Raw genomic sequence first — 13,339 nt, 5'->3', positions numbered from 1 at the left:
CCGGGGTCAGGTGGTGAGCAGCGTGGCGAGGGTCGTGCGGGCCCGGGCGACCCGGGAGCGGACGGTGCCGACCGGGCAGCCGAGGTGGGCGGCGGTCTGGGCGTACGGAACGCCGGCGAGCTGGGTGAGGACGAAGACCTCGCGGCGGTCGCCGGGGATCTTGTCGAGCAGCTCGGTCAGTGCGATGCCGTCGTCGAAGCCGGGCAGGTCCCGCGGCTGGCTCTGCTCGGCGGCGAGCTGCCAGTCGTACCGGGAGATTCTCGGCCGGGCCGCTCTCCGGCGCAGCTCGTCGGCGACGGTACGCCGGGCGATGGACAGCAACCACGTCCGCGCCGACGAGCGTCCCTCGAAGCGGTGCAGGCTCTGCAACGCTCGCAGGAACGTCTCCTGGGTCAGGTCGTCGACCGCGTGCGGGTCGGCGCTCAGATGCGCGACGTACCGGCGGACGTCGTGGTGCAGCGCGCGGATGAAGTTGTCGAGGGCAACGAGGTCGCCGTCGCGGGCCGCGAGGGCCAGGTGGGTCGAGTTTTCGTCGAGCAAGGCAGAAGCCATGGCTTGAGTCCTTCGGAAGTCCAGGATCCGGCGGCGCACGGCAGCGCGCGTCGCCGGTGAGCGGAGGGCCGGGCAGTACCTGCCCGGATGGGTCGTGCTGTCAGAAGGCAGCGATTCCGCGCGGGGGACCTCTCGAAGTGATGGCATGGCCGAGCAGCAGGTCGGTGTACGGCGTGGGGGAGTGGACGGCCTGAATCCGCGGCCGGTGCGCGGTGATCTGTGGTGACGCGAGCAGGCGCAACGGCAGCAGGACCAGGCCGGCGACGGATCGCAGGACGGCGAACGCGGCCCGCTCGCCGTACGCGAGCCACAGGCCGCACAGGAGCGCCGCGAGCAGGTGGGCCGCGAGCATGCCGAGCGACGACATCCCCGTCATATGGCCTGTCATGTGGTCGTGCATCGGGGGCGGTGCCGCCATCGATTGGGCCAGGGTGAACACGGTGTGCAGCGCGGCCTGGGCGACGAGTGTGGCGAGGACGACGAACGGTACGTCGCGCTCGCCGTCGGCCACGATCCACGCGGCGGTCCCGATCGACCCCGCGCCTGCGACCATCGCCCACCACGGGACCGGCGTACCGGACATCAGGACGTGGCCGAGCGCGGCGAGCAGCATGCAGGTGGCCGCGAACATCGCGGCCCGTGCGGCTCGGAACCCCAGGCTCTCCTGCATGGCGGAACCCATGGTCGCATCCCGTCCCATCGTGTGTCCCACGCCACAGGCACCGGCAGGAACCGGACGCGCCGGCGACCCGACTCCTGTTCCGGATCGTGCGGAGAAGGAGTGGACGTGAGCGCAGTACAGGAGCTGGAGGCCCCGGCGAAGCGGACCGGCGGCGGCAGTCCGCGGGGGACCGGGTTGTTCCGGGCGTTCTGGCGGTGGCACTTCTACGCGAGCTTCCTGGTGATCCCGGTGCTGCTGATCCTCGCGGCGACCGGGCTGATCTACCTGTTCCGGTTCCAGCTCGAACCGGTGTTGCATGCCGGCCTGATGAAGGTCGATCGGCCCGCCGGGCTGGTCGCGCAGCCGTACGAGACCCAGCTCGACGAGGTGCGGCGCGCCTTCCCCGACGCGACCGTGGTGTCGATGACCGAGCCGTCCGCGCCGAACCGCTCGACGCTCTTCTCAGTCGACACCGCGGGCGGCTCGCGGGACGTGTTCGTCGACCCGTACGAAGGCAAGGTGCTGGGCTCGCTCGACCCGGACCGGACGTTGTCAGGCGCCGCGATCCTGCTGCACGGCGAGCTGATGGCCGGCCGCTGGGGCGACTACGTGATCGAGATCGCCGCCTGCTGGGCGATCGTGATGGCGTTGACCGGCTACTACCTGTTCATCCGCGGCAGGGTCGCGCGAGCGCGCCGGCGAGCCGCTGGTGCGGCGGGCGCCGTACTGCGGTCGCGGCACGGTCGCACCGGCGCGGTCCTCGGGCTCGGGCTGTTGTTCCTGGTCGTGTCCGGCCTGCCGTGGACCGGCTTCTGGGGCGCGAAGACCCAGCAGCTCGCGACCCATCAAGGGACATCGTTCTGGGCCGAGGACCCCGGCGCGCTGTCGAACCCGACGTCGACCCTGGACGAATCGTTGCCGCACAGCCACTCGGTGCCGTGGGCCCTCGGCAAGTCCGAGGTACCGCGCTCGGACCCGTCCAACCGCACGCGGTCGGTGGCCACGGTCGACACGGCCATCGCCGTCGGGGAGCGCAACGGGCTGCAGCGCCCGATGACTATCGCCCTGCCCACCGGCGACGAAGGCGTGTTCTCGGCGATCGGCTACGCGTTCAGCGACCCCGGGAAGGAACGCACGCTGCATGTCGACCGGTACGGCGGGGGCGTGGTGTCGACGTACGGGTATCGCGACTATCCGGCGCTGGCAAAGGTCGTTGCCCAGGGCATCGCTCTGCACGAGGGCCGCCGAGTGGGCGTCGTGAACTTCTGGCTGACCACTGCCTTCTGTCTCGGCGTCATGTTCATGTGCGTCACCGGCCCGCTGATGTGGTGGCGCCGCCGCCCGAGAGGCAACACCCTCGGCGCACCCCGCGGCCGCCTCCCACTGCGGGCGACTCCTGGCCTCGCTGTCCTGGTTGTCGCGCTGGGCCTCTTCCTGCCGCTCTTCGGCCTCACGCTCGTGATTGTGCTCCTGCTCGATCAGCTCGTGGTCCGCCGCCTCTCGAAGCTGCGAGCGTGGACCAACTCCGCATCGTAGGTGCGACTTTGTTGCATCTGGCGGTCGTAGAGGCGTTTACTGGCAGCTCGTGAGGACTTTCCGCCGGGAATTCGCGTCGATCGGCGCGATGAGCGCGTTCGTGCTGTTGCTGCATCTGATCGGATGGGGTGTGCTGGCGCTGGTCGTCGCGCCGCGCCACTACCTGCTCGGGTCCGCCGGGGTGTTCGGGGTCGGGCTCGGTGTCACGGCGTACACGCTCGGGATGCGGCACGCGTTCGACGCCGACCACATCGCGGCCATCGACAACACCACCCGGAAGCTGATGGCCGACGGCCGTCGGCCGGTATCTGTCGGGTTCTGGTTCTCGCTCGGGCACTCGACCGTCGTGTTCGTGCTCTGCTTCCTGCTCGGTATCGGGGTGCGGGCCCTCGCCGGTCAGGTCGCAGACGACTCGTCCCGGCTGCAGGAGGCCACCGGTGTCATCGGGACCGCGGTCTCCGGTGTCTTCCTGTACCTGATCGCGGCGCTCAACCTGGTCGTCCTCGTGGCAGTGGTCAAGGTCTTCCGGCAGATGCGGACCGGCGAGTACGACGAGGCGACGCTCGAGCGGCAACTGAACAACCGCGGCCTGATGAACCGCGTCCTCGCGGGCGTGACCAAGGCCGTCACCCGCCCGTGGCAGATGTACCCGATCGGGTTCCTGTTCGGCCTCGGCTTCGACACCGCGACCGAGGTGAGCCTCCTGGTGCTCGCCGGCGGCGCTGCCGCGTTCAGCCTGCCGTGGTACGCCGTCCTCACGCTGCCGATCTTGTTCGCCGCCGGGATGAGCCTGCTCGACACCATTGACGGCTGCCTGATGAACTTCGCCTACGGGTGGGCGTTCGCGAAGCCGGTCCGGAAGGTGTACTACAACATCACGATCACCGGCCTGTCGGTCGCCGTGGCGCTGGTGATCGGCAGCATCGAGCTGATCTCGATCCTCACCGACAAGCTGCACATCGAGCACGGCCCGCTGGCCGCGATCGCCGCCGTCGATCTGAACTACGTCGGCTATGCGATCGTCGGTCTGTTCGTGCTCACGTGGCTGGGTGCGCACGCGGTGTGGAAGTTCGCCCGGATCGAGGAGAAGTGGTCGGTCGCACCGTCATAGCTCGACCACGCGGTCGGTGACGGCGTCGAGCAGGTCCTGGTCGTGGGAGATGGCCAGGACGCCGATGTCCTGAGCCTTCGCCCTGTCGAGGAGCAGCTGCCAGAGGCGGACCTGGGTGACGGTGTCGACGCTGGCGGTGATCTCGTCGGCGACCAGGTAGCCGGGCTGGGCGAGCAGGGCGCGGGCGAGGTTGACGCGCTGGAGTTCGCCCCCGCTGATCTCGTGCGGGAAGCGGTCGAGCCACGACGGTCCGACCAGCTCGGGGTCGAGCGCGTCGATCGTGGCCCGGTCGGCGCCGGACTCGGCCAGGATGTCACGGATCCGCCACTGCGGGTTCACGGCCCGTTCGGGGTGCTGGAGCACGAGCTGGACCGGGTGCGGGCCGTGGGGCCGCGGCCCCGAGGCGATCTCGCCGCGATCAGGAGTCAGCAGCCCGGCGAGGAGACGGCCGACGGTGCTCTTCCCGGAGCCGCTCGGGCCGAACAGTCCGACGATCTCGCCGGGCGCGATCGTCAGCGACGTCCCCTCGACGATCCAGCGGTCGTCGTACCGGAACCACAGGTCCTTCGCGATCAGCACAGCCGGGCCTCCGGGACCGTGAAACCGTTGGCGGGCAGGGCGTGCCACAGCGCGTTCGCGTACGGATGCCGGAGCCGGTCCCCGGCGAACGTGGCCGGCTCGGCGGTTTCCACCGTGCGCCCGTCGTGGCAGATCACCACGGTGTCGGCGATCGCGAGCGCGCCTCCGAGCTCGTGGGTGATGAGGACGACGGCACGCCCGGCGTCTGCCATGGCGCGGAAGTCGGACAGGACGGCGGTGACGTCGGCGGCCGGGAGACCCGGCGTGGGCTCGTCGGCGAGGACGAGGTGCGGGTCGCCCATCGTCGCCATGGTGACCAGGACGCGACGGATCATGCCGCCGGACAGTTCGTGCGGGTACTGCCGCAGGACCGCGGGGCCGAGGCCGCGGGCCGCGAGAGCGTCGGCGGCCCGCCGTGCCGGATCGTCGAGACCGGCGAGTTGTGCCGACCGCCGGACCTGGCGGCCGATGGTCGCGAGCGGGTCGAGATGGTCGACCGACTGCGGGAGCAGCGCGATCTCCCGGCCGGCCAGTCGTCGTCGGGCCGCCGGGTCCACCACCGTTCCGTCGTACGTGATCGTGCCGGACTCGGAGGCGTTGGGCGGGAGCATGCCGAGAACGGCGTGCGCCAGCAGGGTCTTGCCCGCCCCCGAGGCGCCGACGAGCGCCACCACCTGGCCGCGACCGGCCGTCAGGTTCATGCCCGCGAGCGCGACGATCTCGCGACGGCGCAGCCCGCGCGTGTACTGCGTGAAGGTGACGTGCAGGTCCGAGACGGTGATCACAGGTGGTGACTCCTCGGGTCGACCAGAGCGCGGGTGTTGTCGCCGATCGCATCGACCAGCTTCACGACCACGAGCAGGCACAGGCCGGGCAGGACGGCCAGCCACCAGGCGCCGGCGGACAGGAACCGCATCGACTCGGCCAGCAGGACGCCGATGGACGGCCGGCCCGGATCGACGCCGAGGCCGAGGAACGAAAGCGCGGCCTCGTGCAGGATCGCGTGCGGGAACAGCAGCACGGTCCCGACCAGGAAGTGGCCGAGCAGCTGCGGCGCGACATGCCGGCGCGCGATCCACCAGCGGCCGCGACCGAACCGGCGCGACAGCGCCACGTAGTCGGAGGACACCAGCTGCCGGGCGTGACCGCGCAGGATCCGGGTCAACGACGGCCAGTGGGTCACCGCCACCGCAATGACGACCGCCCGGGTTCCGCCGCCGAGCGCGAAGGCGATCAGGATCAGCAGGACCAGGTGGGGGAGCGCGAGGAAGAGGTCGACCACCCAGGTGACCGCACGGTCGACGTGCCGGCCGCCGACGGCCGCGGTACAGGCCATCAGGACGGCGACGACGCCGGAGATCACGGCCGCGCTGACGCCGACGACGAGGCTGAGCCGGAGCCCGGACAACACCCGCGCGAGCATGTCGCGTCCCAGCCGGTCCGTACCGGACGGGTGCTCCCACGACGGGCTCAGGTTTCGCTCCGGCAGGTGGGTCGTGCTCGCCGCGTCCACGGAGAGCGATCCCGTGATCAGCACCGTCACGACGACGGCCAGTGCGACCGCGGTGAACACGAGCGTGCGGCGGCGCCGGTCGGCGAGCAGGTGCCGGGGGCGAACAGCTGCGGTGACCGGATCGGTCATCTGGCGGCCCACAGCCGTCGGGTGCGTGGATCCATCCAGGTGTGCAGCAGGTCGCCGACCTGGTTGCCGCCGTACACGAAGACGGTGGTGAACAGCGCGATCGCCAGCAACAGCGGCACGTCCTGACCGAGTGCCGCCGCCGTGGTGGCCGCGCCGAGGCCCGGGTAGGAGAACACCTGCTCGGCCAGTACCGACCCGCCGAACAGTTCGCCCAGAGAGCTGAACTGGAGCAGCAACGCCGGCTCGGCGGCGTTCCGGACAACCCGATGCACGACGAGGCCCATGGTGCGCTCGCCCTGGGCGCGGGCGAAGGCGACGTAGTCGGCGGCCATCGCGACCGCGACGGCCTGGCGGGTGTGCAGGACGACCGGCGCGATCCCGACCAGGCTCAGGGTGAGTGCCGGGAGCAACAGATGGTGCAGCCGGTCCAGCAGCCCGACGTCACCGGCCAGGGCCCCGTCCGCAACTGCCTCGTCGACGTGTGGACGAGCTGGGCCCACGCCGTCACCCGGAAGCCGACGCGGATCGTGCCGCGCGTCGCCGTACAGGGGTGCCGAGCTCGGCCGCCGTCCGCCCGCGCCGCCGCGCTGTGCGGCGTCGCCCGGTGTAACGATCCGGTGCTTGATCGCGATATTCGGGCCGCGCGGTTGGTCCTGGCCGGGGAGGGCAGGGACCGGATCCGAACAGCCGCGCAGCGATCGTGCCAGTCGGGCCGATCCGAAGTGGGGGAGTTCGCGAATGCCGTACCGATTCAACCCGCCGCCGAACTGGCCGCAGCCGCCCGCGGGATTCGTTCCGCCGCCCGGATGGGAGCCCAATCCGAGCTGGCCGCCCGCGCCGCCTGGGTGGCAGCTGTGGATCGAGGAGGTGACTCAACCCGTTGCACCGGCACCCGGAGGCAAGTACTACCCGCTTCCGTCTGGACCGGCCCCGGTTCGCGGACGGCACGCGGCCCCATCCCAGGGATGGGCACCAGGCCCGGAGGTAGCCCCGGCCCTGAACGAAGGCCAATCAGTCGGTACGCACCAGGCGGTCGCCATGACCGCTGTACCCGCTCTGACCATTCCGAGCGCACGAGACGGTCGTGGACTGTTCGGCGGGAAGCGGCGTCTCGAGAACGAGGTCGAGAGGCTGAACGCGCTTGTTGACCAACTCGGTGGAATGGACGCGCTGACGATTGCCACCGAGACCGACCGGCTCCGGAACGAGTTGGAGCAGGTGCGGGCAGGGGTGAACAACGCCCGACTGGACGTCACCAACGCGCAGGCCGAGTTGGCCGCCGCACGGCAGAGCATCATCGAGACCAACGAGGTCGCCACGCTGCAGGAAGTTGGTCTCTACGAGTACGCGCACCCGTTGGAGGACGCGGTCGCCTACAAGACGCGCCTCGCAGAGCTGAAGGACCGGTACAAATCCCTTGCCAAGGGAGATGGCGCTGTCACGGCGACCACCACCTGGCAGGTGAACAACTCCGTTCGGGCGGGCGCGAAGATGGTGCGTGAGATCTCGAAGCTGATGCTCCGCGCCTACAACGCCGAGGCAGACAACTGCGTGCGAACGGTGCGGCCGCATCGACGGGCTTCGAGCGTCGAACGCCTGACGAAAGCGCGCGAGACGATCGCGCGTCTGGGCGACAGTATGAGCATCAGGATCAGCGAGGACTACCACGCCCTGCGTGTCGACGAGGTTCTGCTGACCGCTGACTACCTCTCGAAGGTGGAGGAAGAGAAGGAACGCATCCGAGCGCAGCGCGAGCAGCAGCGCGAGGAGGAGACCGCGCGCCGCGAGTTCGAGCGCGAGAAGGCACGGCTGCTGAAGGAACGAACGCATTACGAGACGGCTCTGGCGCGGGTACGGACGTCCGGCGATGCGGCGGCGATCGAGCAGCTCGAGGCTCAGATCGCTGAGATCGAGTCGTCGATCACCGGCGTCGAGGAGCGTGCGGCGAACATCCGCACCGGGTACGTCTACATCATCTCGAACATCGGCTCGTTCGGTCAGAACATGATCAAGATCGGGATGACCCGGCGCCTCGATCCGTTGGACCGTGTGCGGGAGCTGGGGGACGCGTCGGTCCCGTTCAGGTTCGACGTCCATGCGGTGATCTTCAGCGAGGACGCCCTCGGTCTCGAGAGCGCGCTGCATGCGGCGTTCGCCGAGCAACGGGTGAACAAGGTCAATCTCCGGCGCGAGTACTTCTACGCGACTCCGGCGGAGGTACGCGACGAACTGGCACGGATCGCAGGTCAGCACCTCCTCGAGTACCACGATCTCCCAGAAGCACTCGAGTGGCGCGCCAGCGGCGGCGGAGCCGACTCAGCGTCGACGCAGCTGTAGCCGAAGCGTGCTGTGCCTTAGCCTCCCGGCCTGGTCCGCAGGCCGTGGCGGATGAGGGTGTCGAGGCGTTCCCAGGCCGGTGAGGATGCGTTGATCGAGGACTGTACGAGTTGGGGGAGAGTCGCCAGGTCGTCCGGGGGCTCGTTCAGGTCGGTGGTGGGGTAGCGGGCGAGGGAGGCGGTGACGATGCGGTCGGCGAGGTCTGCGAGGGCCGGGTCGGCGGGGTCGAGGTCGTGTGCGCGGTCGTACTCGAGGTAGAGGCGGCGCAGTTCCGGGTCGTTCTGGGCCTGGGACTGGTCGGCGAAGTAGCGGCGGGCGGTGTCCGGGTAGGTCGCGAAGGTGAGGATCCACAGGTCCCGCTCCAGCGCGATCCAGCGATCGGAGAAGCCGAGGTCATGGAGTCGCAGGAGGTGCTGTTCGACCTCGGGTGGCAGGAACGGGCTGTTGCCGGCGGCAAGGCGCTGCAGGCGGGACAGGGTGGCGGTCAGTCGTTCGATGCGCGCCGTCAGTTCGGTCACCGCGGCGGAGGCCGCGTCCTGGAGCTCGGCCGGTGATCCGGCGGACAGCCGGGCGATCGTCGCGAGCGGCAGGCCGGCTTCGGCCAGGGTGCGGATCTTGACCAGTTCCACGAGGTCCTGGGCGGAGTACCGGCGGTACCCGGACGCGTCGCGCGGCGGTTCCGGGAGCAGCCCCTTGTCGTGGTAGACCCGGATCGTCTTGGTCGAGACGCCGACGTACCGTGCCAGCTCGCCGATGGTGATCACGACACCAGCTTGACCCTTCCCCCGGGGCAATGTCGCACGATGCCGGTATGACGAGTTTCGATCGGGAGACCCTCCGCGCCCTGGCCGACGAGGGCAACGAGCGCGCCCAGGACCGGCTGGCGGACCTGGCCGACGAGCGCGACGACGTCGAGGAACTGAACGAACTGCTGGACGAGGGCTGCCTGCACGCCGGCGAGCTGCTGACCCGCCGCGCGGCCGCCGCGCGCGACCTGCGGGAACTGCAACGCATCGCCGACGCCGGGTACGACGAGGCGGGTGAGGTGCTCGACCGGCTGCTGACCGTCGAACCCGACTGATCCAAGTATCGTGGCGGTATGAGTGCGCAGCGGCGGCCGACGATGTACGACGTGGCTGCCCTGGCGGGGGTTTCGCATCAGACCGTCTCGCGGTACTTGCGGTCGGATCCGGCCGTACGGGCGGACACGGAGGTGCGGATCAAGGCCGCGATCGACGAGCTGGGGTATCGGCCGAACCTGATGGCCCGCGCGATGCGGACGCGGAGCACCGGGGTGGTCGCGATCATCCTGCCGGGGTGGACCGGGCCGGAGCGGACCGTCGCCGCGGCGTGCGAGGAGGCGCAGCGGCTCGGGTACCAGGTGGAGATCGTGATCGGCGTCGACGAGGACCCGGCCGCGTTGAGCCGGCTGGCCGACGACATCCTCGGACGCGGTCAGGTCGACGGCGTACTGTCGGTGACACCGCTGACGGGCACCACGAACAACGCGGGCGTCGTCGTACAGACTGCGGAGTTCGACCACCGGCTGCACGCCGTGGAGGCGGTCGCGGCGGACGAGGCGACGATGGAAGAGATCCTGGAGCGGCTCGCCGCGCTCGGGCACCGCGACTTCTTCCACGCCGCGGGACCGCAGGACTGGAAGTCGGCCCAGCTGCGCAAGTCCGGGTACCTGAAGGCCTGTGACCGGCTCGGGCTGCGGTCGCACGGCATGTACGACGGTCCGTGGCATCCGGAGACCGGCGCCGAAGCGGTGCGGTCGTTGCCTGTCGACACACCGGTCACGGCGGTGGTCGCGGCGAGCGATCACATCGCGGCCGGGGTGCTGCGCGCGGCGTTCGACCGCGGCTGGCGCGTTCCGGACGACTTGAGCGTCACCGGATGGGACGACCTGACCCTCGTACGGTACGGAACCCCCGCGCTGTCCACCGTCCGCGTCGACCGCGAATCCTCCGGCCGGCACGGCATGCGCCGACTGATCGCCGCGATCCGCAACGAACCCGAACCGGCCCCGCTGCCCGCGGCCCCGACCGAGATCGTCTTCCGCGAAACCACCGCCGCACCCCGCTGGCCCCGCCAGAGCTGACAGCGGCGTGGTCAGGTGAGGACAAGCGCGCCCAGGTGCCAGAAGCGGTCGGGTTCGCTGTCCAGGATCAGATCGGCGGTGCGGCCTGTGGGGCCGCCGTCGAGATCTGCGTGGAGCCAGGTGAAGATGCCGCCGGGCAGGTCGGTGGAGGTGGCAAGGACTTTGTTGCCCTCGGCGATGATCGTCGGGGGACAGTCCGGGCCGCCGTCGCCGACGAGCGCCGAGAGACGGACCGGTCCGGGCGGCAATGTGATCCGTAGCGTGCGGGCGGGGTAGTCACCACAGAAGTCCCGGCGCAGCGCATCCCACGTGTTCCCGCGGTCGCGGCCTTGCGGTGCCGTGCCGACCCACCCGTAGCCGAGCGTTGTGTTCCAGGTGGTGCTGGGAGAGACCCGCGCGTAGCCCGTCACCAGCGGGCTGTCGGCGGTTCCGATGTCCAGTGCGAGATGGCACTGCGCGGCGTCCGGCGTGACCACGAAGGTCTGGTGCCGCGAGCTCAGCGCTGTCTGCGCCGGTGTGATGTCGATCGACAGGTCCACGTGATCCGCGATCAACGGCGGCGTGACGGGCAGTACGACGGTGGTCGCCGCGCCCGGTCCGACGGTCGCACTCGCCGTACCGGCCTGCCATCCCGAGTCCACCGGATGCACCGTCGCCGCGAAGGACCGCGACGTGCTGTTCGCATTGGTGACCTCGACCGGGAGGTTGTTCGCCTTCCCGCCGAACAGCAACTGCCCGCCCGGATAACCGAGCTGCAGCCATCCCGTCCCGCTCGACACGATCCGTGAGAAACCGTAGAAGTACGACACGATCGTGTCCCGCCAGCGCTCCGCCTCGATCATGTGCGCGTCGAAGGTGGCGGAGATGTCGGCATGCCGCGCCTGATCCACCAGGCCCGCGAGCCGGTCCCACGCTCGCCGGAACGCCACCACCTTGTCGTAGCCGTCGAAGTGGCTGTCGTAGATGTGCTGGATGACGGTCGTCCCCGAGTGCAGCCGGTGCGTGTACGGCACCCAGTGCATGAACAGCAGCAACTCGTCCGGGCACTTCTCCAGCGAGCTGTAGATCTCCTGCCACGGCGGGGCGTACATCCCGGTGAACCCGGTCGCGGTCCGGTCGAATCCGGTGCCTTCGGTGGTGGTGTGGTGCGACAGGTTCTGCGTGGTCGTCGGCGCCGGCGCGAAGTGCGCGCCGAGTGGGTACGTCAGATAGCCCATACCCAGCGGCGACGTGTAGCTCTCGTAGGTCTGCCAGGACCCCAACATGATTGCCTTCAGCACCGACCTGAACTGCGGGTCGCCGCCGAACGTGAGCTCGATCCACTCCGACACGATCTCGTCCGCGGACAGCCCCGGGTTCCACGCCAGCCGCGCGAATCCGTGCGTGTTCGCCGCGCCGAGCTGATAGCCGGTCCAGTCCCGGTCGTCGCCGAGATTGATCACCCCGGCCAGACCGACGTTGTCCTGGTCGTACGCGACTCCGGTCACGATGTCCGCGACGGTCGACGCTTTGCCGGTGTGGGTCTGGAAGCCCAGGATCGACTTCCACTCCGGGACGAGGTAGCACAGGTGTGTCGAGTGTCCGGTGTACTCCTGCGTCACCTGCAGCTCGATCATCTGGTTGGTGTTCGGCAACCCGCCGAACAACGGGTTCACCGGCTCCCGGACCTGGAAGTCGATCGGCCCGTTCTTCGTCTGGACGACAGCGTTGCCGTGGAACTGCCCGTCGAGCGGATGGAAGACCCGGTACTGGTACTCCGCCCAGTCGTCGAACCCTTCGTGGACGAAGGACCTCCACACCAGCCGCCCGTCGTACGGCGCGAGCCGGTCGGCGAGCATGTTGGCGCCCTCGGCATGGGTGCGCCCGTAGTCCAGCGGGCCCGGCTGGCCCTCGGAGTTCGCCTTCACCAGGAACCCGCCGAAGTCCGGGATCAGCCGGTAGATCTCGGCGATCTTGTCCTGCCACCACTGCTGGACCCGGGCGTCGAGCGGATCGGCAACGGTGATCGGTGCCGGCTGGTCCTTGGTCAGTGTGATCGGCGCGGCGTAGTTGGCCGACAGCCACAGCCGCACACCCCACGACCGCAGGACACCGGCCAGCGCCGCCAGCCCCGGCAACCGTTCGGAGCGCAGGAATTCGGCGCTGGCGTTCACGTTGTTGACCACGGTGTGGTTGATCCCGACGGACGCGAGGATCCGGGCGTAGTCGACGTACCGCTCGCGGAGCCCGGGGAGCTCGTCCCAGGCGAAGATCGACTTGCCGGCGTACCCGCGTTCGATGCTGCCGTTCAGGTTGTCCCAGTGGTTGACCATGCGCAGCGGGGCGGCCGGCCGGTCGGTCAGGTCCAGCCGGTCGAGCGGGCGGCGGCGTTGCAATTGCTGCAGGAACCGGAATGCACCGTATAGCGCTCCGCTCTCGCCGGACCCGGTGATCTCGAGCCGATCGGCGCGACGCTTGATCGTGAACCCCTCCGGACCGAGGGCACTGTCCGCACCGACACCGACGACAACCGCGCCGTTGCTGATCTGATCGCGCACCGGTATCGATCGCCCGAGCAGCCCCGACAGTCCACGCGCCAGCTCGGCGCCCGCGGATCGCAGTACGGCGTGGTTGCCGAGCACAACGACATGGGTGAACGCGGAGCGGTACCGGGACAGCAGTGCGCTGTCGTCGACGAGCCGGTAGCGCAACCAAAGGTCGTAGCCGTCTTCGTTGGGCGGTACGGCGAACGCGGCGTCCGGTAGGAGACTGGCAGCCAGCGCGCCGGCTGCACCGCCGGCCAACAGCGTGCGGCGAGTGATCGTCATCGGCTGCTCC

The 13,339-nt window shown here is 69.8% G+C and carries 13 protein-coding genes; 5 read left to right on the top strand and 8 right to left on the bottom strand.

Annotated elements, in window-relative coordinates:
* Positions 1-6 precede the first annotated feature (6 nt).
* On the bottom strand, positions 7-552 hold the full coding sequence (locus ACWEOO_RS34930) for a sigma-70 family RNA polymerase sigma factor (protein ID WP_452146694.1): 546 nt from the start codon (positions 550-552) through the stop codon (positions 7-9).
* 100 nt (positions 553-652) lie between these two features.
* A complete protein-coding gene (locus ACWEOO_RS34925) occupies positions 653-1,222 on the bottom strand; it encodes a hypothetical protein (protein WP_452146693.1) in 570 nt (189 codons plus the stop codon).
* Between the two features lie 117 nt (positions 1,223-1,339).
* Here ACWEOO_RS34925 and ACWEOO_RS34920 point away from each other — a divergent pair, with 117 nt between their 5' ends.
* Together ACWEOO_RS34920 and ACWEOO_RS34915 are read left to right on the top strand one after the other, a co-directional pair.
* Positions 1,340-2,749 (top strand): PepSY-associated TM helix domain-containing protein, encoded by a 1,410-nt coding sequence (locus ACWEOO_RS34920; RefSeq protein WP_452146692.1) that lies wholly within the window; start codon positions 1,340-1,342, stop codon positions 2,747-2,749.
* 49 nt (positions 2,750-2,798) lie between these two features.
* A complete protein-coding gene (locus ACWEOO_RS34915; protein ID WP_452146691.1) occupies positions 2,799-3,860 on the top strand; it encodes a HoxN/HupN/NixA family nickel/cobalt transporter in 1,062 nt (353 codons plus the stop codon).
* Here ACWEOO_RS34915 and ACWEOO_RS34910 read toward each other — a convergent pair.
* The 4 genes from ACWEOO_RS34910 to ACWEOO_RS34895 are packed head-to-tail and all read right to left on the bottom strand — an operon-like array spanning position 3,855 to position 6,581.
* The gene (locus ACWEOO_RS34910; RefSeq protein WP_452146690.1) at positions 3,855-4,439 is read right to left on the bottom strand and encodes an ABC transporter ATP-binding protein; all 585 of its coding nucleotides are present in this window, start codon (positions 4,437-4,439) and stop codon (positions 3,855-3,857) included. The two genes, ACWEOO_RS34915 and ACWEOO_RS34910, sit on opposite strands and share 6 nt — an antisense overlap.
* Entirely contained in the window at positions 4,433-5,224 is a 792-nt protein-coding gene (locus ACWEOO_RS34905) for an ATP-binding cassette domain-containing protein (RefSeq protein ID WP_452146689.1), read from the bottom strand. The genes ACWEOO_RS34910 and ACWEOO_RS34905 overlap by 7 nt, the downstream gene beginning before the upstream one ends.
* Positions 5,221-6,081 (bottom strand): ABC transporter permease, encoded by an 861-nt coding sequence (locus ACWEOO_RS34900; RefSeq protein ID WP_452146688.1) that lies wholly within the window; start codon positions 6,079-6,081, stop codon positions 5,221-5,223. The genes ACWEOO_RS34905 and ACWEOO_RS34900 overlap by 4 nt, the downstream gene beginning before the upstream one ends.
* Positions 6,078-6,581: an ABC transporter permease subunit gene (locus tag ACWEOO_RS34895; protein ID WP_452146687.1), complete on the bottom strand. Its 504-nt coding sequence runs from the start codon at positions 6,579-6,581 to the stop codon at positions 6,078-6,080. Before ACWEOO_RS34895 ends, ACWEOO_RS34900 begins: the two co-directional genes overlap by 4 nt.
* 538 nt (positions 6,582-7,119) lie before the next feature.
* Between ACWEOO_RS34895 and ACWEOO_RS34890 the strand changes: the two genes are divergently transcribed.
* Complete coding sequence (locus ACWEOO_RS34890) at positions 7,120-8,418, top strand: DUF4041 domain-containing protein (protein ID WP_452146686.1); 1,299 nt, start codon at positions 7,120-7,122, stop codon at positions 8,416-8,418.
* 17 nt (positions 8,419-8,435) lie between these two features.
* On the opposite strand, the gene ACWEOO_RS34885 is transcribed toward ACWEOO_RS34890, so the two are convergent.
* Positions 8,436-9,182, bottom strand: a complete 747-nt coding sequence (locus tag ACWEOO_RS34885; RefSeq protein ID WP_452146685.1) for a MerR family transcriptional regulator — start codon at positions 9,180-9,182, stop codon at positions 8,436-8,438.
* 47 nt (positions 9,183-9,229) lie between these two features.
* On the opposite strand from ACWEOO_RS34885, the gene ACWEOO_RS34880 reads away from it, so the two are divergent.
* The gene (locus ACWEOO_RS34880) at positions 9,230-9,499 is read left to right on the top strand and encodes a hypothetical protein (protein WP_452146684.1); all 270 of its coding nucleotides are present in this window, start codon (positions 9,230-9,232) and stop codon (positions 9,497-9,499) included.
* An 18-nt stretch (positions 9,500-9,517) separates the two neighbouring features.
* The gene (locus tag ACWEOO_RS34875; protein WP_452146683.1) at positions 9,518-10,522 is read left to right on the top strand and encodes a LacI family DNA-binding transcriptional regulator; all 1,005 of its coding nucleotides are present in this window, start codon (positions 9,518-9,520) and stop codon (positions 10,520-10,522) included.
* A gap of 11 nt (positions 10,523-10,533) precedes the next feature.
* On the opposite strand, the gene ACWEOO_RS34870 is transcribed toward ACWEOO_RS34875, so the two are convergent.
* On the bottom strand, positions 10,534-13,329 hold the full coding sequence (locus tag ACWEOO_RS34870; RefSeq protein ID WP_452146682.1) for an alpha-glucuronidase family glycosyl hydrolase: 2,796 nt from the start codon (positions 13,327-13,329) through the stop codon (positions 10,534-10,536).
* Positions 13,330-13,339 lie beyond the last annotated feature (10 nt).

The sequence above is a fragment of the Kribbella sp. NPDC004138 genome (assembly GCF_053603655.1).
Note: the sequence above shows the minus strand (reverse complement) of the source record. Positions and strands in the feature narration are given on the sequence as shown.